Annotated in this window: 24 protein-coding genes and 1 pseudogene; 13 read left to right on the forward strand and 12 right to left on the reverse strand. The window is 51.4% G+C overall.

Going from position 1 to position 24,326, the window contains the following annotated elements:
* Positions 1–133: 133 nt before the first annotated feature.
* Positions 134–694, forward strand: a complete 561-nt coding sequence (locus tag I2D83_RS19910) for an RNA 2'-phosphotransferase (RefSeq protein WP_205947191.1) — start codon at positions 134–136, stop codon at positions 692–694.
* A 77-nt stretch (positions 695–771) separates the two neighbouring features.
* Here the strand turns inward: I2D83_RS19910 and I2D83_RS19915 are convergent, their stop codons facing one another.
* From I2D83_RS19915 to I2D83_RS19930, 4 genes are all read right to left on the reverse strand, one after another.
* The gene (locus I2D83_RS19915; protein ID WP_205947192.1) at positions 772–2,391 is read right to left on the reverse strand and encodes a methyl-accepting chemotaxis protein; all 1,620 of its coding nucleotides are present in this window, start codon (positions 2,389–2,391) and stop codon (positions 772–774) included.
* Between the two features lie 219 nt (positions 2,392–2,610).
* Positions 2,611–3,690, reverse strand: a complete 1,080-nt coding sequence (locus I2D83_RS19920; RefSeq protein ID WP_181829935.1) for an alpha/beta fold hydrolase — start codon at positions 3,688–3,690, stop codon at positions 2,611–2,613.
* Positions 3,691–4,064: 374 nt separating this feature from the next.
* Positions 4,065–5,102 (reverse strand): M48 family metallopeptidase, encoded by a 1,038-nt coding sequence (locus tag I2D83_RS19925; RefSeq protein ID WP_180778931.1) that lies wholly within the window; start codon positions 5,100–5,102, stop codon positions 4,065–4,067.
* Positions 5,103–5,320: 218 nt separating this feature from the next.
* A complete protein-coding gene (locus tag I2D83_RS19930) occupies positions 5,321–6,502 on the reverse strand; it encodes a YjgN family protein (protein ID WP_012773092.1) in 1,182 nt (393 codons plus the stop codon).
* A 294-nt stretch (positions 6,503–6,796) separates the two neighbouring features.
* On the opposite strand from I2D83_RS19930, the gene I2D83_RS19935 reads away from it, so the two are divergent.
* Positions 6,797–7,300 carry a GNAT family N-acetyltransferase gene (locus I2D83_RS19935; RefSeq protein WP_205947193.1) on the forward strand — a complete coding sequence of 168 codons (504 nt, stop codon included), beginning with the start codon at positions 6,797–6,799 and terminating at the stop codon, positions 7,298–7,300.
* Between the two features lie 68 nt (positions 7,301–7,368).
* Here I2D83_RS19935 and rraB read toward each other — a convergent pair whose 3' ends face one another.
* A complete protein-coding gene (rraB, locus tag I2D83_RS19940; protein ID WP_012773090.1) occupies positions 7,369–7,794 on the reverse strand; it encodes a ribonuclease E inhibitor RraB in 426 nt (141 codons plus the stop codon).
* A gap of 161 nt (positions 7,795–7,955) precedes the next feature.
* Here rraB and argF point away from each other — a divergent pair, with 161 nt between their 5' ends.
* Positions 7,956–8,963, forward strand: a complete 1,008-nt coding sequence (gene argF / locus I2D83_RS19945; RefSeq protein ID WP_181845804.1) for an ornithine carbamoyltransferase — start codon at positions 7,956–7,958, stop codon at positions 8,961–8,963.
* A gap of 149 nt (positions 8,964–9,112) precedes the next feature.
* Here argF and I2D83_RS22450 read toward each other — a convergent pair.
* The 4 genes and pseudogenes from I2D83_RS22450 to I2D83_RS19960 form a co-directional block, all read right to left on the reverse strand.
* Positions 9,113–9,211, reverse strand: a pseudogene (locus tag I2D83_RS22450) (hypothetical protein); the annotation flags it as partial.
* A 143-nt stretch (positions 9,212–9,354) separates the two neighbouring features.
* A complete protein-coding gene (locus I2D83_RS19950; protein ID WP_181829939.1) occupies positions 9,355–10,020 on the reverse strand; it encodes a PAS domain-containing protein in 666 nt (221 codons plus the stop codon).
* 4 nt (positions 10,021–10,024) lie between these two features.
* Positions 10,025–10,708, reverse strand: coding sequence for a helix-turn-helix transcriptional regulator (locus I2D83_RS19955; RefSeq protein WP_012773087.1), 684 nt, complete (start codon positions 10,706–10,708; stop codon positions 10,025–10,027).
* Positions 10,709–11,067: 359 nt separating this feature from the next.
* On the reverse strand, positions 11,068–11,532 hold the full coding sequence (locus tag I2D83_RS19960) for a NanQ anomerase/TabA/YiaL family protein (RefSeq protein WP_012773086.1): 465 nt from the start codon (positions 11,530–11,532) through the stop codon (positions 11,068–11,070).
* A gap of 522 nt (positions 11,533–12,054) precedes the next feature.
* Between I2D83_RS19960 and pyrB the strand changes: the two genes are divergently transcribed.
* The 9 genes from pyrB to nrdG all read left to right on the forward strand — a co-directional run bounded on the left by pyrB (position 12,055) and on the right by nrdG (position 21,206).
* Complete coding sequence (gene pyrB / locus I2D83_RS19965; protein ID WP_205947194.1) at positions 12,055–12,990, forward strand: aspartate carbamoyltransferase; 936 nt, start codon at positions 12,055–12,057, stop codon at positions 12,988–12,990.
* 15 nt (positions 12,991–13,005) lie between these two features.
* A complete protein-coding gene (pyrI, locus tag I2D83_RS19970) occupies positions 13,006–13,470 on the forward strand; it encodes an aspartate carbamoyltransferase regulatory subunit (protein ID WP_205947195.1) in 465 nt (154 codons plus the stop codon).
* Between the two features lie 98 nt (positions 13,471–13,568).
* Entirely contained in the window at positions 13,569–13,955 is a 387-nt protein-coding gene (gene ridA / locus I2D83_RS19975) for a 2-iminobutanoate/2-iminopropanoate deaminase (RefSeq protein WP_205947196.1), read from the forward strand.
* Positions 13,956–14,176: 221 nt separating this feature from the next.
* Complete coding sequence (locus tag I2D83_RS19980) at positions 14,177–15,616, forward strand: circularly permuted type 2 ATP-grasp protein (RefSeq protein ID WP_205947197.1); 1,440 nt, start codon at positions 14,177–14,179, stop codon at positions 15,614–15,616.
* Positions 15,610–16,539 (forward strand): alpha-E domain-containing protein, encoded by a 930-nt coding sequence (locus I2D83_RS19985; RefSeq protein WP_012773079.1) that lies wholly within the window; start codon positions 15,610–15,612, stop codon positions 16,537–16,539. Before I2D83_RS19980 ends, I2D83_RS19985 begins: the two co-directional genes overlap by 7 nt.
* Positions 16,536–17,357 (forward strand): transglutaminase family protein, encoded by an 822-nt coding sequence (locus tag I2D83_RS19990; protein WP_181845802.1) that lies wholly within the window; start codon positions 16,536–16,538, stop codon positions 17,355–17,357. The genes I2D83_RS19985 and I2D83_RS19990 overlap by 4 nt, the downstream gene beginning before the upstream one ends.
* A gap of 23 nt (positions 17,358–17,380) precedes the next feature.
* Entirely contained in the window at positions 17,381–18,118 is a 738-nt protein-coding gene (locus I2D83_RS19995) for a proteasome-type protease (protein ID WP_012773077.1), read from the forward strand.
* 403 nt (positions 18,119–18,521) lie between these two features.
* Positions 18,522–20,660, forward strand: coding sequence for an anaerobic ribonucleoside-triphosphate reductase (gene nrdD / locus I2D83_RS20000; RefSeq protein ID WP_012773076.1), 2,139 nt, complete (start codon positions 18,522–18,524; stop codon positions 20,658–20,660).
* Between the two features lie 81 nt (positions 20,661–20,741).
* The gene (nrdG, locus tag I2D83_RS20005) at positions 20,742–21,206 is read left to right on the forward strand and encodes an anaerobic ribonucleoside-triphosphate reductase-activating protein (protein WP_012773075.1); all 465 of its coding nucleotides are present in this window, start codon (positions 20,742–20,744) and stop codon (positions 21,204–21,206) included.
* An 11-nt stretch (positions 21,207–21,217) separates the two neighbouring features.
* Here nrdG and I2D83_RS20010 read toward each other — a convergent pair whose 3' ends face one another.
* From I2D83_RS20010 to I2D83_RS20020, 3 genes are all read right to left on the reverse strand, one after another.
* Positions 21,218–21,871, reverse strand: coding sequence for a Rossmann-fold NAD(P)-binding domain-containing protein (locus I2D83_RS20010; RefSeq protein WP_205947198.1), 654 nt, complete (start codon positions 21,869–21,871; stop codon positions 21,218–21,220).
* A gap of 118 nt (positions 21,872–21,989) precedes the next feature.
* Positions 21,990–22,442 carry a YhbP family protein gene (locus tag I2D83_RS20015; protein ID WP_181845799.1) on the reverse strand — a complete coding sequence of 151 codons (453 nt, stop codon included), beginning with the start codon at positions 22,440–22,442 and terminating at the stop codon, positions 21,990–21,992.
* Positions 22,443–22,451: 9 nt separating this feature from the next.
* Positions 22,452–22,898 carry a winged helix-turn-helix transcriptional regulator gene (locus I2D83_RS20020; protein ID WP_012773072.1) on the reverse strand — a complete coding sequence of 149 codons (447 nt, stop codon included), beginning with the start codon at positions 22,896–22,898 and terminating at the stop codon, positions 22,452–22,454.
* A 150-nt stretch (positions 22,899–23,048) separates the two neighbouring features.
* On the opposite strand from I2D83_RS20020, the gene I2D83_RS20025 reads away from it, so the two are divergent.
* Entirely contained in the window at positions 23,049–24,305 is a 1,257-nt protein-coding gene (locus I2D83_RS20025; protein ID WP_205947199.1) for an MFS transporter, read from the forward strand.
* Positions 24,306–24,326: the final 21 nt, after the last annotated feature.

Below are 24,326 nucleotides of genomic sequence, written 5' to 3' on the forward strand. Positions count from 1 at the left end.
AACCGGTTTCCAGACGGTAGTCTGATCGGTACGAAAGCCCCGTTGCAAAACGGGGCTTTTTATTTTTGCTCGAATAAAAAGGCTTTCAATTACAATCTATTCACTTCACACGATGCAGGAATGGAGTAACACAATGAGCAACACGAAGCATGATGATGTCAGCAAATTTCTGAGCTACGTTTTACGGCACAAACCCGAAGCCATTGGATTAACGTTGAACAGCGAAGGATGGGCAAATATTGCCGAGCTGATTAGCTGTGCGGCAAAAGACGGGCGTCTTCTAACCAGAGAAGTGATTCAATCCGTCGTCGATAACAGTGACAAAAAGCGTTTTTCTATTTCAGCAGATGGGTTATCAATCCGCGCAGCACAGGGACACTCGTCAGCGCAGGTCGATCTGCGTTACGAGCCCAAAGTCCCACCCGAGTTTCTTTACCACGGCACCGCAACCCGATTTATCGATTCAATCAATCAGCAGGGTTTGCGTCCCGGTTCACGTCAGTATGTACATTTGTCTGCCGATGAGGCGACAGCGATAACCGTCGGCCAACGGCATGGCAAGCCCACGGTGCTAAAAATAAAGACGCTGGAAATGCATCAGCAGGGGTTCATTTTTTATCAAGCGGATAACGGCGTCTGGCTAACGTTAACGGTTCCCGTGCCGTTTATCGATTCCACACCATTTATAGATTGATGAGTACGTACATGAATCGCCTGTCTTCACTTCCCAACCAGCATGAGCGAAAACAGGCGATGGCGATCGGTTAACGCTTAGCGGGCATCGGCCAGTGCAATGTTCTGGCGCAAGCTGGGCAGTACATTATCCATCTCCATGTTTTCTCTTGCGATCTGGAAGCGGGAAACGGACTGTTGCAAGTTAACTACCTGTTCCTGAAGTGCATTTGCCGAGGTTGCCACTTCTGATACCAAGGACGCATTCTGCTGAGTCACACCATCCATCTGATTGATGGCGATATTGATCTGCGAAATGCCGCGGCTCTGCTCGCTGGAAGCCAGCGTGATCTCATCCATGATATCGACCACTTTTTTCACATCCATCAGCACTTCGTCCATGGTGTTGCCGGCGACTTCAACCAGACCCGCACCCTTTTCAATACGGCTAAGAGAATCATCAATCATGGTGCCGATCTCTTTTGCTGCCGTCGCACTGCGTGCAGCCAGCATCCGCACTTCAGACGCAACCACCGCAAAACCTTTACCGTATTGACCCGCACGCGCCGATTCAACTGCGGCGTTCAGCGCCAACAGGTTAGTCTGGAAGGCGATGCCGTCGATCACGCCAACAATGTCGGAGATCTTGGCAGAACTCTGCTTGATGGAACGCATGGTATCCACCACTTCGGAGACGACATTACCGCCGCGAGACGCAGAATTAGAGGCTTTCAGCGCCAGATCGTTGGCTTTACGCGTGTTGTCTTCGTTGTTTTTCACCGTCGACATGATCTGTTCCATGCTTGACGCCGTTTCATCCAACGAGGCCGCCTGCTGCTCGGTACGACTGGAGAGATCGATGTTGCCGGAAGCGATTTCCTCAACCCCGACACTGATCGCATCGGTTCCGTTACGCACCACACGTACCATGTTTTCCAGCCCGTCACGCATACGCTGCACTGCGGCAAACAGGTGTGCGATTTCATTTTTTCCGCTGCTATCAATCTGCGCACGCAGGTCGCCTTCAGCAATGCGATCAAAGACGGAAATAGCCTGATTCAGCGGTTTCACGATCATATTAGTCATGACAGACCAGGCCAGCGCCGCCAGCAGTAGTGCACAGGCGATCGCCGTGTACAGAATGGTCTCCATCAGATTCACACGCCCATTCGAATCCGCATAGGCTTCATCAATGCTCTTCAGCTTAAAGGCCACCAGCGCTTTAGAGGATTTATCAAACGCGGCATACAGCACCGTCGATTTCCCTGCGCGCTGACGATATTCATCCAGATTTCCTGCGTTAAGCGCCGCAAATGCCGGATCGATAAAGTCCTGCATCAGCGTATTGCGCTTCTCGGCCATATCCGCAGAAATCACTTTCTCTTCGTCGGACTGCGGGTATTTCAGGTATTCCTGCCATTTTTCGCTGGCGCCATCAACTTTAGTTCGGGCACGGCCCAGTGCGACTTTCGCCGCCTCGACATCCCCTTTCCCCATTAATGATTCGTACAGACGCAAATCCAACCGACCACGCAACAGCAGTTCAGAGCTGTCATTCAGTGCAACCAGCCCTGGCAGCACTTCCATATCGACACGGGCAAATGATTTGTTTCCTGACTGAACCGCAACCAACCCTAGAACGCCGACAAAAAGCAGTAACGCCGCTAACGAAAACACCATCATGCTGAGTGCAGTACGGATCTTTATCTTACGAAACATAAATTGTCCCTGTGGTCTGAAATAAGAGAGGGTGAGCGCCAGCTCTACAGCGGAGCCGTTCAGTTATTTACGTAATGGTCGTTATATTTCCAGGCATGCTAAACCCACGAACCGAAATAAATTCGTTATAAAACCGTAATAAAATAAAGAAACGTATAAATAAACATATAAAAAAGACGATGACCGACAGAAAATAGACTTTCTGTCGGTCATTAAGATTTATTTTTTATTATTTTTCTGAGACTGATTTTTTTCTAAGAAACGTTGCAGCTCATCTTTATAAAACTTCGCCGACATCATTGTGCCATGCCCGCTGGTGTCTTTACTGGCAGGAATAAGGAACAGCGTTGCCTGCTTAATTTTCTTAAGCTCATTATCCAGGATGCCTGTTTCAACAGGATTACGCTCATCATCCGCAGAGTTAATCACCAGAACGGGAGCCTTAATTTTATTCAGTTCCGGTGCCGCATTATAATTCGCGGACGACCCCCAAATATAAATAAAGTCATTGGCATCGCTGTTAGAAGGCGCAGCCAGACGATCTTCAACCAGCTTGTCCGCTTGTGCACGCGTTGGTGCTTTGCTCTGGTACGCCAGCGTGCCGCCAGTGGTGGCGATACTGAACATAATGCTCGCCGTTTTCAGCGTTGGCGGCTGCTGCGTGTAATCACCATTATTCCAGACCGGATCGTTCTTGATGGATTCAATCAGGATGCGGCGCATCATCCAGTTACGCCCAGACAATTCATTTGGCAACGACGCCATTGGCACCAGCGCATCCATCATGTCCGGGTATTTTTCACCCCAGAGCCAGGTTTGCATGCCGCCCATGGAATATCCCATCACCAGACGCAGGTGGTTAATCCCCATCCCTTCTTTGACTAAGCGATATTGTGCCTGCACCATATCGTTATAATCGTACTGTGGGAATTTCATCCGTAAGCCGTCTGACGGTTTGGAAGATTTTCCAGAACCAATGCTCTCCGGCATGATAATAAAATATTTGCTGCTATCCAGCGCCTGACCCGGCCCGAACAGTTCCCCGCCAAAGCCATTTGCGAGCAGCGCTTTAATCGGCTGGTTCGTTCCATGTAACAATAAGACGGCAGGCTTGGTTTTATCGCCGATCGTGTAGTAGTGAATACGCAGATCTTTTAATTTTTCGCCACTGTTGAAGGTAAATTCTGGCGCAATCCAGTCGCCTTCTTTGGGCTCTGGGAAATTGGCCTGTGCATGCGTTAATGGTGACAGCATTAACAGAAATGCGCCCACCACCCCTGATAGTATTCGATTAATCATAAATAACTCTGCGGTAATCATGAAGTCGTGAAGCCGCGATTCTAATGTTTATTAGGAAAAATCCCAATAAACATGAGCGGACTAATAATAAAAAGAGATTATTCTCTGAATTTTTTATTTATCACGAAAGATTCTACAGACAGTTTTTAATAGGATGATATTTAACGAATTCCCTGCCTAAGTGCTTTACCACATTCCCCATATTCCCCATATTCCCAGCGTGAAATAGGCGCGTATAAAAACAGCAAAAAATGGATTTTTGCTCATATTTCTAGCGAGGAAAGGATCGTGTGTGATATCACCACACACGATCGACATTAGACGGGGGTTAGGTCGGGGTTGAGAATCAAGAGTTGAGAATCGGACACTGAGAATCAGTGTTTATTCATCTCTCTTTCAATCACCTTCAGTCGTTCATCCATATCCGGGTGCGTGCTCAGCCAGTCGGGCAAATCCAACGATTCCACTTCATCATGACTGCGGTCGTTAGCGACGAGAGCCTGATACATCGCCTGCATCGATTGCAGCGAACGCCCTTGCTGCTGCATTTCTGCTATTGCCCACGCGTCGGCTTCCCGTTCCATGTCACGGGAAAACTGCATCTCGTTGATGAAAGCGGCAGACTGCAACACGGTATCCCCCACGCCGCTGACATCTCCCGTCATCCACATGAACGTCAGCGATACCAGTGATGAACGAACAACCATGCGCATTGGGTGGCGGTAGGCGTGGTGCCCCATTTCATGCAGCATCACCGCAGCTAACTCGTTATCACTTTTCGCCAGCGTCACCAGATCGTCGCTGATAATCAGCGTGCCATCTGCCAGCATAAAGGCATTCGGCCCGATAGGCGCAGACATGATCTCCAGACGCAGCGGCGTTTTATCTTCCCGCATGTCTGCAGGCATAACCTGTTGAAACAGCGTTTGCATCGCCTGTTGGCGTTCAATAGGCAGCTTGGAAGGCGTAAAATCACTGTGCCGCAACAGCGTCAGCGTATGTTGCCCCAACTGCTGCTCAATGGCGGTAGGTATACGTAGCGCCAGTGCGGAACTCGCCCACGGCAGCACGACATAAACGTAATTGATGACTATCAGAATCGTGGCGAACAGCGTGAGAATGACGCCACGCTTATGACGCTCCAGACGATGGACAAGCCCCGGTCGGCGGCGGGCGGAATACCATGCACGAAAGGTGGGATCGTCGGCAGGCACAAAGCGGCCGCCGTCAGGAAACGTTAGCGTCAGAGGAATGGAACCCAACGCATCGGAAACCGTAACCTGCTCCAGCGAAAATGTCGTGTTCGATGACCCGGTGTTCAGCACCATCATCGAACCGTTGTCCGCTAAATGAAGAGAAGCGGCCACGCGGGCCGCCAATCCGGGGTATTGATAATGCCCCTCAATATTCATATTCCTGCCTTATACTCGTCATACTTCAAGTTGCATGTGCGTTGGCTACGCTCAAATACTCGGCCCGTCGTGGGCCTCGCCCTGAAGGGCCGCTGCACGCAGCGTTCAAATCTGCTCCCGGCAGATTTGTCACCCGAATCACTTACCTGAGTAAGCTCATCGGGATTCCTTCCCTTACCGCCTTCCTGAAACTCGAATTATTTAGAGTATATAACAACTTACAGACCGACGCCTAAATCGAGCGCCTGCACAGCTTCTTCGGCCAGTGCGCTGTTTGCCGTGTCCTGATGTGCCTGAACGTGCAGCAATGCCAGATCGCCTTCAACCGCTGTTGCATTCGCGATATAGCGAGCGTGACGAATCTCTGCTACTGGCGCAGCCCAACCCAAAGAGAAAATAGTGATCAGACTATTGGTTATCAGCAGCCCCATGTAAGACAGCGTTTGCATGGAAGAGTGCAATTTCACATCGCCATTCAGCGACGTCTGGTTAAACAGATAATTACGCTGTGCGACTACCAGATAGCTGCTGGAAACCAGCACGCCCAGCAGCGCCACAATGAACATCATAATAAAATTAAAGGCATTGCTCAGTAGCATCATCAGTATGAGATCTTCATTGCCGCCGCCCATCATAATGGTTTGGAACAGCGTGAAAATGAAGGAGCTCATGAACGACAGCGCTGCGATCAGGAAAGGCACAAAAATCAGCAGGCTAACCAAGGCGAATTTAATAAATGCCGCTTTCGTCAATTCCGCTTTAAACGCGGTTTTCCCGAAGGACAGGTTATTCACATAGAAATCAAGCTGCATCATTTTCATGATGCCGTTTACCGCAGCAAACCCTGGAATAGCAATCGCCAGTGCAATGAACCCAATCAGAATAGGGCTATTACTCTGCATACCGATCATGACCACAACAACCAGAGCGATATAAAAAGCCAGCATCAGCAGAATAGGGCAAAACAGCAATACCCAATACGCGCGGCCAGTCTGGCAATCATAGTTAAAACGGACGCCACGGTAGCTGGACATAATGGCGTTATAACGCCAGTTACGGATCACAATAATTGGAATAAGTGCCGCAAATGCCAGTGCGATAATAGTACCGAGCGTGGGTGACATCGCCAATATGATATAAAACAGAATGATTCCAGCGATAACCAGCAAACGCCCTTTGAGAATCTGAATGGGATCTGCATGGTAATCAAAACGGTCACCGTTAATTTCCGTGTTGCCGTAAAAATAACGACGGCGACGTACGGTAGCCCAGGCAGAATAAATGCCCAGAGTGATGACCGTTAATAACGCATTCACCAACCAAATTGCAAAATATTCCCCGGCCTTACCATGAAATTTCACGCGATGCTGCGTGTTATTTTCTGAAGTATTGATTGTCATAAACCTTTCATCCTAAAAGAAATAAGCCTCATAGACACGTCATTCGACACGTTATGGGCATACAAAAAGCGGCTTATTTAAGCATGTCCTGTTAATCACAACAATAAAAGTTAACAGCAATTAAACAAGTTTATATACTTGTAAATTACAAGGAATAGGGAAAGCCATAGAGAAACTCACATATCCGTAACGTCAGCCTGACAGGTATAGACGTTGCATCAATGTGGTCTGAAATGGTATTACAATCGGCCAGGATCATTCCCCTCGTAAACCGTAAGAACAAGAGTACGTATTATGACAACCGCGACCTCCGCCAAGCTTCAGGTACGCCCAATCACTGCACATGACGATGCCGCTATCGCTCGGGTCATCCGTCAGGTTTCTGCTGAATTTGGTTTGACGGCTGATAAAGGCTACACCGTGTCCGATCCGAATCTGGACGCGCTGTTTGCCCTCTATAGCCAGCCGCAAAGCGCTTACTGGGTAATTGAATACGAAGGCTGTGTGGTGGGCGGCGGCGGTATTGCACCACTGGTCGCGGGTGACGAAGATGTGTGTGAATTGCAGAAAATGTATTTCTTACCCATCGCGCGGGGCAAAGGGCTGGCGCGCCAATTAGCGATACAAGCGCTTGATTTTGCGCGTCAGCACGGCTTTCGCCGCTGTTATCTGGAAACGACGGGTCACCTGACCAGCGCGATCCGCCTGTATGAATCATTGGGCTTCGAGCCGATTTCCCACTCAATGGGCAACACGGGCCACACCGACTGTGAAGTAACGATGCTGAAGGTGCTGTAAAAGCAAATAAAAACGCCGCAGGGTATTCCTGCGGCATTCAGTGAGGCGTGTACTTTGAGATGAATGACTTAGTGGCGCTTGCCGTCATCGTCTTCGTCATAAAAATCTTCATCATCCCCGTCTTCTTCGCCTTCACCATCTGGATCTTCGAAGTAGGTACCCCAGCCGTCGTAATTCACACCGTGGCGTTCTGCCAACGCCAGCAGTTGTTCTACCTGTGCGTCGATCAGTTCCGCATTCAGCGCAACTTCACTGATGGCATCACAGCACATCAGCAACACGCCATCTTCCACTTCCAGTTCTTCCGCATCCGTCACTTCGTAGCCCAGTTTGAAGGCTTCTACAGCGACTTTTTCCAACACTTCAAACTTCTCAGCAGAGAAATGGTGTTCAATGGTATAGAGCGCGTCAGGATCGCTGCCATCATCCAGCAGTTCTTCAATGATCAGGCGTGTCTCTTCCCGTTGCTCTTCCAGTAATTCGCGGTTTGCCATGCCTCAGTCCTCATTAATCGACGTAATATTGCTTATTGTCCCACAGCCCTGCGGCTTGCTCCACCACAAAGTTTGATATCACCACTTGAATTTGAATAATTACACATATAAAGTGAATTTTAATTCAACCAATGATGTTGAGCCACATGGAGATGTACATCATGCAACCGTTCTACAAGCGTCATTTTTTAAGGTTAATGGATTTTACACCCGCAGAAATTGCCAATCTTTTAGCCCTGTCAACGAAACTGAAAGCCGATAAAAAAAACGGGACAGAAGTCCGCCGCCTGCAAGGTAAAAACATCGCACTCATCTTCGAAAAAGATTCGACTCGTACTCGCTGCTCTTTCGAAGTTGCTGCATACGATCAGGGCGCGCAAGTGACCTATCTCGGCCCAAGCGGTAGCCAAATCGGCCATAAAGAATCCATCAAAGATACCGCTCGCGTGCTGGGAAGAATGTACGACGGCATTCAATATCGCGGCTATGGCCAGCAGATTGTCGAAACGCTGGCGCAATACGCTGGTGTGCCAGTCTGGAACGGACTGACGAACGAATTCCACCCTACGCAGCTACTGGCAGATCTGCTGACGATGCAGGAACATTTGCCGGGTAAACCGCTGTCAGAAATGACGCTCGTTTACGTGGGCGATGCGCGCAACAACATGGGCAACACCATGTTGGAAGCAGCAGCGCTGACCGGGCTGGATTTACGCCTTGTTGCGCCAAAAGCCTGCTGGCCGGATGCTGGTTTGGTGGCAGAGTGTCAGGCCGCGGCAGAGCAAACTGGCGGCAGCATCACGCTGACGGAAGATATCGCTACGGGCGTCGCAGGCGCAGATTTCATTTATACCGACGTCTGGGTTTCCATGGGGGAACCGAAAGAGACCTGGCAGGAGCGCATCGCGCTGCTGAAACCGTATCAGGTGAACGCGGCGATGATTGCTGCAACGGGCAATCCGCAGGTGAAATTCCTGCACTGCCTGCCCGCTTTCCACGACGATCAGACGACGATGGGCCAACAAATGGCAGAACAATATGGTCTGCACGGCGGAATGGAAGTCACGGACGAGGTCTTTGAATCCGCGCACAGCATCGTGTTCGATCAGGCGGAAAACCGTATGCACACCATCAAAGCGGTGATGGTCGCTACGCTAGCGCAAGATTAAGATTTAGCCTGCCTTTGATATGTTTTAAAAACAGATCAGAGGTGGGAAGGCTCTTTTTCAGTGGGATTATCCCGTGTCGATGTTCTCTCGCCTGACTCCGGGCATTCAGCAGCCCCAGTGAGTGCGGGACAATGCGCAATCAATTCAGGCTCAATCAATTCAGGCTCAATCAATTCAGGCTCAAGAAAATCACCGAAAGAGGTCAGAGGATTACGGGTAGCGTCGTAGCAGGAAACAAGGTCGAGAGCCTAAGCAATGTACATAAAAAATCGGAAAGCAAGGCACGTTTGTGGATTCTTACACAGTAGTTGGATCGTTCAACTGATCCTTAACTGCTCGGCTTAGAGTCCTTTCCCGTCATTTTGACATGAGAGGCTCGAACCACAGCCCCTCAGGTAATCGACACATGCCCTTTTATCAGAAAAAAGGGAGGAATGTAGTTATCCCATCCTTTTTGGTTGCAGTGTTGGATCAGGGCGGTGCTGTTTGCCACTCCTGCTTTATCACAGCAACGCGTTATCCTGTTACGAAGCGTTGAGGAACTTATACCGAGTATGTCCGGAATACGGTTCTGCTTTACCCCGCTCTGCAGTAAAAGAACGGCCTCCCACTCTTTGTCGGTAAAAATATTTGCCGGTCGGGTGAACACAATGGGCTTCCTTTCGCATGGCATAAGAAAGGTTGAAAAGTAAACATTGGTGATTTCTATGTAGGTGCAAACAATCCCGTCATTGCCATCATTGAGCCGCCAAGGACGCTTCTCCACCAGAAAAGACCTGAGTCTATTTCGTCTTCCGTAATCAAATGTTTTGAGGACAATACTCATTTCATTTGTGGTCAATATTTTTTGGTCGTCATACAGTATATGACCGTAGTGTTCGCTGATATCGGGCGTTAAGTCAGTGTCGAGACAGCCTACAAGTTTATTTTCTGTTACGCCGAAATACTGACATGCCATCTTATTGCCATAAACATACTGAGAGTTACAGTCCTTTATTGCCCAGCCAAACAAAGAGTTATCAAAGTAATACTCAACAGGAGTCAAATCTGGGTCCATCAGGTTAGCCTCTGATAATGATATGTCCTTTTTTCAGAAAGAACAGCGGGATGTAGTTATCAAATCGGTTATCTCTACAGTATTCCTTTAGGCCTGATACTGAATTCAAACCTGTTTTTCTGTAGCAGCTTCTGAGTCTGCTGTTAACAGCGTCGACGGTGATTGAGAGGATGCTGCTTATATCTTTAAGCATCATCCCACAGACAAGCAGGTAAATAACCTCCCATTCCTTCTCAGTAAATATTGTAGAAGGGGGCTCGAAGGTGGAGTGTTGAATTATGGTTCCATTTAGCAACGAGGTCGGTGTGATGATCCTAACATGCCTGACGCTGATAACTGTGCCTATACAGTTGCGATGTTCATCATAGATTGGCTCCTGAATATTGTAGGCAGGCTGCATTATTTTTTCCGTGCCTTGAATATGCGTTGTAATGGCTCTCACCGCCTTACCAGTACGCTCTATCTCTCGTTCCTGCTGATTAAAAATGTCTGAAAATTCGGCGACAGGAACAGGGATATCCCTAATATTCAAACCTTCATAATCATAACGAGTTGATATGGTTTGCCAGGTTTTAAAGGTGTTATTGACATAAACAAAACGGGAATTTGTGTCTTTTATTGCCCAGCCGACAAGAGGATCGCTTTCAAACATTGCGATTAATCTGTCAGGTAACGTAATTTGTGTCATCAGTGTATCCCTACATTAAAATTACCCTACATTAAATATGCCGTACCTGATATGCACCTGTTTATAAAAACTGAAATAGAATAAAAAGTCTGTGACAGGCCAATGCCAGGGAAAACATCCTACATAAATTAAAGTAATAATATACCTATAATCGAAAGGTCATAAGGTTTTCTAGCAAGAAAATCATTTTCTTAATAATGCCAGTCAGTTAAGCAACTGACTGGCTATTTTTTTCTATGCCTTGCGGTATTTACGTAGTTTTTCCTTTACCACTCTGTAGAAGGGGAAAACCACCGAGAGGCATCTGAGGCATCATTTTCTTCCATTTTATGGCTGAACGTTCCTTGTTCACAAAAATCCTACACCAGCGACGCGTCGATTTTCACTACAGCTTTGCGTACGTGTGCCGGTTCACCAACAGCACACAGCGGTTTGTGTACTTCACCTGGGAAGAAGACGACAAAATCGCCTTCCTGCATCACAAACTGTTTTTCCTGTTCACCCGATGGCAGGAAGGCAATATCTTTATCCGCCAACCAATCGGTATCCGGCTTGCCCGCAGGCAGGTTACTGAACGTCATCCCTTCCACGCCGGACAGCACAATCTGAATGTCCAGATATTTGGCGTGATACTCGGCACGGCGTTTTTCCAGCAGATCGGTGCTGTCGTTGGAGATCAGCACAAACACGCTGTTGCCCTCGATATCATGCTTGCCCAGCGGGGTATCCGCCGTAATGTTTTTCTTCACGTATTCAATTGCTTCACGCAGTTTGGCAGGCAGATAAGGAACCAGTTCAAGGTGGTGGACATTGCCAGTAATCATAAAAACCTCGTTGATAGAAAAAATGAAACTCTGTTTTATAATCCTTATACTCTCCAAATGTGACACCCGCCAGCGCGTTAATACGAAAAAGTGAACTGCCCATCACTCTTCTCAATCTCCCCTCTTCCACCCGCGTGCGTTATGCATACCGCACCCTATCCGCAACCGATTGCGATGCGTAAAAAACCACGTTTTCTGCTTGAAATAGCCTAGTCGGCGCGTATAATTCCCGACAGTTTGCCGGGAGGGGTCATGCACCGTTACACCAAAAAATCCGCTGCTTATGTTGGTTCTCAACCACAACTGCCATCCGGCAGCCAGCCAGCGTTTTCCTTTCCGTTGCTCAATTATTCCATTAAGAAAGCCCCTCAATGAGGGGCTTTTTTTTGTGCCCAATCATCCACGACGGCAACCTTTGCAGGTCGTCACGTTGTGGCATCAAAAAGCGAATCAGGCATTTTTGCCGACAGCTCGGGCAGCCAGATACGACATTTCCTGTTTACTCGTTAGGAGAAAGACAACATGGTCAATCCGCTCTATCAAAAACATATTATTTCGATTAACGACCTCAGTCGGGAAGATTTAGAACTGGTGCTGAATGTCGCCGCCAGTCTGAAAGCCAAACCTCAGCCTGAGTTGTTAAAACATAAAGTGATTGCCAGTTGCTTCTTCGAGGCTTCCACCCGGACTCGCCTATCCTTTGAAACCGCGATGCACCGCCTGGGTGCCTCCGTCGTCGGTTTCGCCGACAGCAACAACACCTCGCTGGGGAAAAAGGGCGAAACGCTGGCCGACACCATCTCCGTGATCGGTCAATATGTTGATGCCATCGTGATGCGTCATCCACAGGAAGGCGCGTCCCGCCTTGCAACCGAGTTTTCAGGCGGTATTCCGGTACTGAACGCGGGTGACGGCGCGAACCAGCATCCGACGCAGACGCTGCTCGATCTCTTCACCATTCAGGAAACACAAGGTCGCCTGAATAATATCAACATCGCCATGGTCGGTGATTTGAAATATGGCCGCACCGTGCATTCACTTACGCAGGCGCTGGCGAAGTTCGAAGGCAACCGCTTTTACTTCATCGCCCCAGACGCGCTGGCGATGCCGGACTACATCCTGAGCATGCTGAAAGAGAAGAACATTGCTTACAGCCTGCACAACAGCATCGATGAAGTCGTCGGCGAACTGGATATTCTGTACATGACGCGCGTACAGAAAGAGCGTCTGGACCCGTCCGAATACATCAACATCAAATCCCAGTTTGTCCTGCGCGCCGCCGACCTGCACAGCGCCCGCACGAATTTGAAAGTGCTGCACCCGCTGCCGCGCGTTGATGAGATCACCATTGATGTGGATGCCACGCCTTACGCCTATTATTTCCAACAGGCAGGCAACGGTATTTATGCTCGTCAGGCGCTGCTGGCACTGGTCCTGAATCGCGAATTGGTTCTGTAAGAGGAAGAAACTATCATGACACACGATAATAAATTACAGGTTGAAGCGATCAAGCGTGGCACGGTGATCGATCACATTCCCGCACAGGTCGGTTTTAAGCTGCTGACCCTATTTAAGCTGACCGCGACAGACCAGCGCATCACCATCGGCTTGAATTTGCCGTCCAATCACCTTGGGCGCAAAGATCTGATCAAGATCGAAAATATCTTCCTGACCGAAGAGCAAGCGAATCAACTGGCGATCTACGCCCCGCAGGCGACCGTCAACCAGATTGATGAGTATGACGTGGTACGCAAGCTGGTGCCGACCCTGCCAGACCACATTACCGGCGTGCTCACCTGCCCGAACAGTAACTGTATCAGCCGCAGCGAGCCGGTTTCCTCGTCATTCAGCGTTAAACAGCGCGATGGCGACGTTCACCTGAAGTGTAAGTACTGTGAGAAAGAGTTTGAACGTCAGGCGGTACTGCAAGACCGCTAGTTTTCTACCTTGCCCCGTCATGGACATTGCCTGTCACGGGGCTTTTTTGAATAATGGCTGCGTCCGCGTTTCTTTTACGCCCCCATCAAGGAGATACCATGTCACGCACTATCAGTACTGAGCACGCCCCTGCCGCTATCGGCCCTTATGTTCAAGGCGTTGACCTCGGCAGCATGATCATCACGTCCGGCCAGATTCCGGTAAACCCAAAAAGCGGTCTGGTGGCTGACAACATCACCGCCCAAACGCGCCAATCGCTAGAAAACGTTCAGGCCATTATAGAAGCGGCGGGCCTGAAAGTGTCCGATATCGTGAAAACCACGGTATTCGTGAAAGATCTGCACGACTTCACCCTGGTGAATACCGCGTATGAAGCTTTCTTCAACGAACACGATGCACCGTTCCCGGCTCGCTCTTGCGTTGAAGTCGCCCGCCTGCCGAAAGACGTGAAAATCGAAATCGAAGCGATCGCCGTTCGTCGCTAAGCACCATCATTGATCGTTCTCTTCTCAAGACGCACCATGATGGCTGCGTCTTGCTGATTTTTAGCGTCTTTATTCTCCCCCCTCAGTGCAGACTTTCCTTGCTACGTACCAATTAGAGGAAAAAATCGTCTTCCCGTCTGACTAGATCACGCTTTTCTCAAAATGGCGCATTTTATGCATTGCCCTGTTATCGCTATTAAGCGTGCTGCCTGGGGATGACAATGATAAAAATGAAACTTCCATCTGCGCCTTATTATGACGAGATGCTTTCGTCACAAGGCCAACAACGTCAACATTACAATTCCTATTGGCAATGGCTTCAGCAAACCGACCAACAGGCCATTAAACAGAAGAAAGAGCAGGCAGAACTGCTGTTTCACCGTGTGGGTATTACGTTTAACGTTTATGGCGAGGAAGGAGGCACCGAGCGCTTAATTCCCTTCGACAGCGTACCGCGCATTATTCCCGCCCACGAATGGCAGTTGCTCGATCGCGGCATCCGTCAGCGGGTACAGGCACTGAACGCCTTTCTCTACGATATTTATCATCATCAGCACATACTCAAGGCTGGGATTATCCCCAGCGAGCAGGTGCTGGCCAATGAACAGTACCAACCCTGTATGCAGGGAGTGAACCTACACAACAACATCTACGCCCACATCACCGGGATTGATATGGTGCGCAACAGCGACGGTCATTACTACGTGCTGGAAGACAACCTGCGTACCCCATCCGGCGTCTCCTATATGCTGGAAAATCGCAAAATGATGATGCGGCTCTACCCGGATTTGTTTGCCAGCCAACATATCGCGCCTGTTGAACGTTATCCCAGCTATCTGCTTCAGACCCTACGTGAAAGCACGCTCGTTGACGATCCTACCGTGGTCGTGATGACGCCGGGGCGCTTCAACAGCGCCTACTTCGAGCACAGTTTTCTGGCGCAGCAAATGGGCGTCGAGCTGGTGGAAAGCGCGGATTTATTCGTGAAAGAGGGAGCCGTGTATATGCGCACCACGGAAGGCCCCTGCCAGGTGGATGTGATTTATCGCCGCGTGGACGATGCCTTCCTCGACCCGCTGGCGTTTCGCGCGGATTCGATGCTCGGCGTACCCGGTCTGTTGTCCGTGTATCGTGCTGGCGGCGTCGTACTGGCGAATGCTATCGGCACTGGTGTCGCCGACGATAAATCCATCTATCCCTATGTCCCTGAGATGATCCGTTTCTACCTGTCTGAAGAACCGATCCTCCACAATATTCCGACCTGGCAGTGCCGCAACCCCAGCGATCTGCGTTATGTGCTCGATCATCTGGATAGCATGGTGGTGAAGGAAGTTCACGGCGCAGGCGGTTACGGCATGCTGGTCGGCCCACGGGCCACGCGTGGGGAAATCGAAACGTTCCGCCAGCGGTTGCTCGCGCACCCGCACAACTATATCGGTCAGGAAACCTTAGCGCTCTCCACCTGCCCAACGTTCATCGATGACGGTCTGGCTCCCCGACATATCGATCTGCGTCCTTTCGCCCTGAGCGGTGAAGAAATCCGATTGGTTCCCGGCGGTCTGACGCGTGTCGCCCTCACGGAAGGTTCTCTGGTCGTCAACTCCTCACAGGGTGGCGGCACCAAAGATACCTGGGTCATGGAGGAGGATGAATCATGCTAAGCCGTACTGCCAGTGAACTGTATTGGATGGCACGCTATCTGGAACGGGCAGAAAGCCTCGCCCGTGTACTGGATGTGACCTACAAGCTTTCGATGATGCCGCGCCACAGCCAGCAGCAGCGCGATCTGGCTCTACCCCTGAATCTGACCGCCACACACGAACTCTTTCAGCAGCGCTACACCCGCTTTTCGATGAATAACCTGCTGAATTTTTTCGCGCTGGACAGCCAGAACCCCAGCAGCATCTACAACTGCATCGAAATGGCCTGGAACAACGCACACGCCGTGCGCGGCAGCCTGTCCTCCGAGGTCTGGGAATGTATCAACGCGACCCGCATCGATATTCGTAATCTGCGGCATCAGGGGGTAGATAATGTCGGGATCGATGCGTTCTTTGACTGGGTGAAGGAGCGCTCCCACCTGTTTCGCGGCGCGATGTTCGGCACCCTGCTGCGTAATGACGCCCAGTGCTTCATTCGCGTTGGTACGCTGATTGAGCGCGCCTATGCGACCGCACAGCTGCTGAAGGTGAAACACCAACAGCTCAATAACGACCCCGACCCGGTACGCGAGTATTATCGTCTGGATACCCTGCTGCGTGCAGTGAGCGCACGCGAGGCGTACCACAGCATCTATCGCCAGCCGATCAGCCCAGAAACTGTCACCGAACTTCTAGTCTTACGCGAGGACGTCCCGCGTTCGCTGCACGCCTGCATCGGCGATCTGGTGCTTCAGTTGGAAGCCATCGGCAGCCAACGCGCCAAAGTGCCACATCGGCTCGCTCATCTGCTACACGTCGAGCTACGTTTCAGCACGCTGGACGACATTCTGGCGCAGGATTTATCCACGTACCTCAACAATTTCATGATTAAAATCAACGAACTGGCAGACAGCATTCGTCATACCTATCTGGAGGCGCTATGAAACTCACCATCAACCATCTCACCCACTACCGCTACGATGAAGAAGTGAAGTTCAGCACCCAGTATCTGCGCCTGACGCCGCAAAACTCCGCCCATCAGAGAATACGGGAGTGGAAGCTGACGCTACCCACCTCAGCGGTTCAAACTACCGACGCGTATGGTAATGTACTGCATGTGCTGACACTCGATCACCCTCATCAGGACATTACGATTCATGCGGAAGGCGTGGTCGATATTCTCGACAGCGGCGCAGCAGAAAATCCCGAAATACAGGATGGGCTGTCACCGTTAGTTTTTTTACGCCCGACGCCGCTGACCGAAGCTGACGGCGAGATTCGAGCGTTTGCACAACGCTATTACCGTCCAGATGCTGCGGAGGAAAGCCTGAATACGCTGATGGCGGAATTACGGCTGAAAATGCCATATACTCCCGGCGCAACGCAGGTGCAGGATACTGCGGCGGCGGCATTTGCCATGCAGAAAGGCGTTTGTCAGGATCACACCCATGTGTTTCTCGCCTGCTGCCGTAGCCTGAGTATTCCTGCACGTTATGTGAGCGGCTACGTGTACAGTCAGGATACCCACCATGTCGCCATGCACGCCTGGGCGGAAGTGTGGTTAAACGGATACTGGCAAGGATTTGATATAACCAACAGTACCCGACAGCTCCATCAGCATCTGTGGCTGGCCGTAGGAATGGATTATATGGATGCCTGCCCGGTTCGCGGTACGCGGCTGGGAGGGGGATGCGAAGAGATGTTTTCAGAAGCTGAAGTCCGCTTGTTTGAACGGCAACAGCAGGTACAGCAGCAACAGTAGAATTTTTAACGAAAAGGTACCTTATGACGTACTGTGTCGCCATGTGTCTGTCTGACGGCCTGGTTTTTGCCTCCGATTCCCGCACGAATGCGGGCGTCGATCACATTGCAACGTTCAAGAAACTCTATGTTTTCCAGCATGAGAATGAACGCGTGTTAGTAATCCAATGCGCGGGAAACCTGGCGACAACGCAAAGCATTATCAGCCTGCTCAACGCCCGTATTGATGCGCAGCATACGCCAAATCTCATGCAGGTTAACTCCATGTATGACGCCGCGATGTTGCTCGGGGAAACCGTGCGAGAAGTGATTCACCGCGATAGCAGTGTTCAGCAGAACGGCAGCAATACCAATTTCGGCTGCAACCTGCTGCTAGGCGGCCAGATTGGCGGTGAAACACATCGGCTGTTTCATATTTACCCTGAAGGCAACTTCATTGAGGCCACGCCGGATACCCCGTATTTCCAGATCGGCGAGAGTAAGTACGGAAAACCGATCATCGATCGCGTGTTGACGATGGATACCCCTCTGGAACAAGCCATGTGCTGTGCGCTGATTTCTATCGATTCCACCTTGCGCAGTAATCTGTCGGTCGGTCTGCCACTGGATGTCATGATTTACCGCACCGGCAGTTTTGCCAGCACTGAACAGCAACGCATTACGGAAAACAACGCCTACTTCACGACGATCCGTAAAGCCTGGTCGGAAGGGCTACTGAATACTTTCCGCCAGCTTCCCCCGTTCCCCGATATTCAACCGTAATATCCACCTCCTCGTCGGCATTCGATAGTCAGCGTCACGCATGACGACGAATGCCGAAAACGGTATCGGGTATTTCAGATATTTCTGTATCGCCCCTCTCACTTACCATAAAAAAACGCCCGACAGACCGTCAGAGCACGCCGTGTAAGCCTTCGCGCCCCCCGCGCTCAATCTGGTCAAATGTTGTTCAAGTTCGATTTATCTACTAGGTGGGAATTTCTTTGCTCTACATCAATTTTGCTGCGATAAAAGCGCAAACACCCCTACGCAATTTCAATATATAGTGCCTATCCTATAAACACGACCTACATATAGTGTTTATCCACAATGTCATCCACAGCCCTCTGTAACCCTTGTCGGGTAGGGCTTTTGCCTGTGGATAACCTTTCCAGAGGAAGAAAACGTGAAACCAGTTGTGATTAAACGGGACGGTTGCCAGGTGCCTTTTGATGAAGTGCGTATCAAAGAGGCGGTCGAACGCGCGGCACATGCAGCCGGTGTCAATGATGCAGATTACTGCGCAACTGTGGCCTGTGCGGTCGCTCAACAAATGCAGGACAAATCGCGCGTAGATATCCGCGAGATTCAGGACGCCGTCGAAAACCTGCTGATGTCCGGCAATTACAAAAAACTGGCGCGAACCTACATCGAATACCGCCACGACAGAGACATCGCACGTGAACGCCACGGTCGGCTGAATCAGGAAATTCGCGGTCTGGTCGAGCAGAGCAACATGGCGCTGCTGAACGAGAACGCCAACAAAGACAGTAAAGTCATTCCCACCCAGCGCGATCTGCTGGCGGGTATCGTCGCCAAGCATTACGCCAAGCAGTACATTCTGCCGCGTGATGTGGTCCTGGCGCACGAGCGCGGCGAGATTCACTATCACGACCTCGACTATTCGCCCTTTTTCCCGATGTTTAACTGCATGCTGATCGACCTGAACGGCATGCTGACCAACGGCTTCAAAATGGGTAACGCGGAAATTGAGCCACCGAAGTCGATCTCAACCGCGACCGCCGTCACCGCGCAGATTATCGCGCAGGTAGCCAGCCACATTTATGGCGGCACCACGATTAACCGCATTGATGAAATTCTGGCGCCGTTCGTCACCGCCAGCCATGCAAAACATAAAGCCGTAGCAGAAGAGTGGCAGATTCCAGATGCAGATAACTATGCCCTGACCCGCACGGAAAAAGAGTGCTACGACGCTTTTCAGTCTCTGGAATACGAAGTCAATACGCTGCACACCGCTAACGGCCAGACCCCGTTCGTCACCTTTGGTTTCGGGCTCGGCGTCAGTTGGGAATCGCGTCTGATTCAGGAATCTATCCTGCGCAATCGCATTGCCGGGCTGGGTAAAAACCACAAAACGGCGGTCTTCCCGAAACTGGTCTTCGCCATTCGCGATGGCCTGAACCACAAAGCAGGCGATCCGAATTACGATATCAAACAGCTTGCGCTGGAGTGCGCCAGCAAGCGTATGTACCCGGATATCCTGAACTACGATCAGGTCGTCAACGTCACCGGCTCGTTCAAAACGCCAATGGGCTGCCGCAGCTTCCTCGGTGTTTATGAGGAAAACGGCCAGCAGATTCATGACGGTCGCAATAACTTAGGCGTGATCAGCCTGAACCTGCCGCGTATTGCGCTGGAAGCCGAAGGCAATGAAGACCGCTTCTGGACACTGCTCGATCAGCGTCTGGCGCTGGCGAAGAAAGCGCTGATGACACGTATTGCGCGGCTGGAAAGTGTGAAAGCCCGCGTTGCGCCCATCCTGTATATGGAAGGCGCCTGCGGCGTGCGCTTAAAAGCAGACGACAGCATTGCAGACATCTTCAAGAACGGACGCGCCTCGATTTCGCTAGGCTACATCGGCCTGCATGAAACGATTAATGCCCTCTTCGGTAACCAAACGCACGTGTTTGATGACGAAACGCTGCGTGCCAAAGCCATCGCCATCATCGCCTGTCTGAAAGATGCTACCGAGCAGTGGAAAGACGAAACGGGCTACGGCTTCAGCCTGTACAGCACGCCGAGTGAAAACCTGTGTGACCGCTTCTGCCGTCTGGATACCGCTGAATTTGGCGTCGTGCAGGGCGTGACGGACAAAGGGTATTACACCAATAGCTTCCACCTCGATGTAGAGAAGAAGGTAAACCCTTACCAGAAAATCGACTTCGAGCTGCCCTATCCGCCACTGGCTAACGGCGGATTCATTTGCTACGGCGAATACCCGAACCTGCAACACAACCTCAAAGCGCTGGAAGACGTATGGGATTACAGCTACAGCCGCGTGCCTTACTACGGCACCAACACGCCGATCGATGAGTGCTATGAGTGTGGCTTCACCGGTGAATTCGAGTGCACCAGCAAAGGCTTCACCTGCCCGAAATGCGGCAACCACGATTCGGCACGCGTTTCCGTCACGCGCCGCGTGTGCGGCTATCTCGGCAGCCCGGATGCTCGTCCGTTCAACGCCGGTAAGCAGGAAGAAGTTAAGCGTAGAATCAAGCATTTAGGCAACGGTCAACTGGGATAATCCCTTTCGGGCCGCCGCAATGCGGCCCACCTTTCGCGGCACCGTTAGCACACGCCCGCTTCATAACATGGGCTCTACCGTATGAATTACCACCAGTATTATCCCGTTGATGTCGTCAACGGCCCCGGCACCCGCTGCACGCTGTTTGTCGCTGGCTGCGTGCATGAGTGTGTCGGGTGCTACAACAAAAGCACCTGGCGACTGAATTCCGGTCAGCCGTTTACGCAGGAGCAGGAAGATAGGATCATCGCCGATCTTCAGGATACAGTGATTCCCCGACAGGGAATTTCATTATCTGGCGGCGATCCGCTTCACCCACGGAATGTGCCTGATATCCTGCGGCTGGTCGAACGCATACGCGCGGAATGCCCGGGCAAAGATATCTGGGTCTGGACGGGCTACGTGCTGGCGGAACTGACGCCGGAGCAGCAGCGGGTGGTCGATCTCATCAACGTCTTGGTCGATGGAAAATTTGTGCAAGATCTGAAAGATCCCGCACTGATTTGGCGCGGCAGCAGCAATCAGGTTGTCCACCGCCTACGGTAATTGATAAGAGTCTACTGAAGCGCCGGTAGCTTACCCAACGAACGTAATTGATCGGATTCCAGCACGGTGACCCGCGCTTTTGGTTCGGGCGAGAACGCCTGATTCAGCAATGCCTGCGCGACCGTTTTTCCCTCAATCGCCCGCCACTTTGCTGGGAACAGGCGGAACAGCGGCGCGGCCAGGCTTTCCAGCGGGCGGCTGTCTTCTCTTTCCCCCAGCAGCATCGACGGCTGCGCCAATGTCAGATGTTGCCAGCCCTGCTGCCGCAGCGATCTTTCCGTTTCTCCCTTCACCCGCGAGTAGAAGAAAGGCGATGTTGCATTCGCACTCAGCGAGCTAACCACTAAAAGGTGCATCGCGCCCAGCGCCAGTGCCACTTTTGATCCCTCCACCACCAGCGTGTAATCCACGTAGCGGAACGCCTGCTTACTGCCCGCCGTCTTGAGCGTCGACCCCAGACAACAAAATGCGATGTCGACAGGATCGGTCAATTGCGCCAGCGCGGCAGACAGATCGGGATCGTGCGGATTGACCACTTTCTCTGAAGACGCCAGCGGCTTACGGGTCGGTGCATAGATCGTTTCGACCCGATTATTGGCTTTCAACAGCTGTAACAACTCATGCCCCACTAACCCCGTTGCACCTAATAACAATACCCGGCTCATCGGTTTCCCCCTTGTTCTACGTCTTGCGCTATCTCATCTTTTTCGATTTCTGCTGTTATTAATGACAAATGTTATTAATGACAAATGTTATTTATGACAAATGTTATCTCTACTGAACCTACTCATCGCGCTGCCAGTAGCGTTTCTTACCAAAGCCCAGCGCATTGTCCGTCATCTTGATTTCTGTCAGATCGAGCCGCCAGATCGGCGCTTGCGATGCCCGGGCAATGGGAAAACGCGTGTTATACCGCGCTCTGGCCTGCTGGGCTTCATCCCCCTCTAACAGCACCGCCTGTCCCCGAAACTGCACGCCCTTAATCAGCATCACACTCTTCGGCTGGCCGCTGACCGTACCCGCTACCTGTGGCAGCCTGACCATCATTTCACCGTGGCGCGTCTGCAACTCTGTCATCAGATAGAAGGCTATTAATTGATCGTCATAAGTATAGAAGCAACTCGCACACCATAATTCCGAATTTTCACCCACGCATAACGTCAGAACGTGTAGCTTCTTCAGATAACGGGAGATTGCCTCAAGATCGCTGCCTGTTTCTTTCGGTTCTTTCTGCATGACGGCACCTCAATCCACTTTCTGAACGAATGTATCCTGCCCGACCACTGGCTGGCCTTGCGCAGAATGCGGCAGCATAGCTTGCAGAGGCTGACCAGTGTGTCTGTCCAATAACAGTGAGTGAGGTTCCCCCTCCGCGAACAGTTGCTGCTCCCCCCACTGGCGTAACGCCACAACAAGCGGGAACAGTTGCTCGCCTTTTGGCGTCAGTACATATTCTTGATAGGCCGAACTGTCGGAAACAGGCTGAACGGACAAAATACCTTCGTCAACCAACGTGCGCAGACGGTCGGTAAGAATATTTTTGGCAACGCCCAAACTGCGCTGAAAATCGCTAAAACGGCGACGATTGTCGAAGGCATCGCGGATAATCAGCAACGCCCAGCGATCGCCAACCACATCCAGCGCGCGGGCAACGGGACACGCATCCTCTTTCAGACTTTTGCGCTTCACCATGACGATTTCTTCCCCTTTTTCCTGTTCAGCTTGCCTTACCTACAGGCTGAAAAGCTGACCGTGCGTTTCTGGTTGCAGAATAAAACCAGAGTGTTTATGCTTCAACTGGTTTTATTTTGAAACCAACAATGAGTAGTGAAAGCTAATATTATGAAAACCAGCCCTATTCATACCACGTCATCCGTCACTGAATGCGATCTTTACAGCACGCAGACGACATTGCCGCGCGCGTTAGTTTTGCTGTTTGCCTGTGCCAGCGCCCTCAGCGTCGCCAATGTGTATTACGCACAGCCGCTGTTGGGTGCATTATCGGTAGATTTTCACATCAGCATCGCTGCCGTTGGCGGCGTGATGAGCGCAACACAGCTTGGCTGTGCGCTGGCGTTAATTCTGCTAGTGCCGCTGGGTGATATCCTCAATCGACGCTATTTGATGCTCGCCCAGTTGGGTGCGCTCATCGTGGCGCTGATCGCCGTTGGGCTATCCACCACGTCCCTGGCTCTATTGATCGGCATGCTGGCCGTGGGCATGCTCGGCACGGCAATGACTCAGGGGCTGATTGCTTATGCCGCGACGGCTGCCGCACCGCAGGAGCGCGGGCGCGTGGTGGGTGCGGCACAGGGCGGCGTGGTGATTGGGCTGTTGCTGGCGCGCGTGCTGTCCGGCTTTATCGCCGATGTCGCAGGCTGGCGCAGCGTGTACTTTTTCTCCGCGCTGCTGATGCTCCTGCTTGCCGGGCTTTTATGGCGCACACTGCCGCATCAGCTGCTTGCCCGGCAACGCCCGCACTATTCCGCGTTGCTGCTCTCTATGCTGACCCTGCTGCGTCAAGAACGGGTGTTGCAAATACGCGGCACCATCGCTTTACTGATGTTTGCTGCCCTGAGCATTTTCTGGAGCGCACTGGTTCTGCCGCTGAGTCGCGAACCGTATTTCTTTTCTCATACGGTTATCGGTGCGTTTGGTCTGGTGGGGATTCTCGGCGCATTGGCGGCGGTAAAAGCGGGCTCATTGGCCGATAAAGGCCGCGAACAGTGGGTCAGCGGCATCGCCCTGTTATTGCTGCTGACATCGTGGCTGCCGCTGTGGTTAGCCCCCTATTCTCTCCTCGCGCTGGTGGTCGGCATCATCGTTCTCGATCTGGGCGGACAGGCCATTCACGTCACCAACCAAAGCATGATTTTCAAGACGCATCCCGATGCGCACAGCCGTCTGGTTGGCTGTTATATGTTGTTTTATAGCATCGGCAGCGGGCTTGGCGCGATGGCAACGACAGCGGCGTATGACGCTGCGGGCTGGTCAGGCGTGTGCCTCCTTGGCGCAGCCGTCAGCCTGACGGCGCTGCTTTTCTGGAAAGTGACGCTGCACGCCTCAGCGCCGTCACCGGCCGATTCCACGCCATCGTGATAGCGGAACAATGCTTCTTGA

The sequence above is a fragment of the Pectobacterium aroidearum genome (assembly GCF_015689195.1).
GTDB lineage: Bacteria > Pseudomonadota > Gammaproteobacteria > Enterobacterales > Enterobacteriaceae > Pectobacterium > Pectobacterium aroidearum.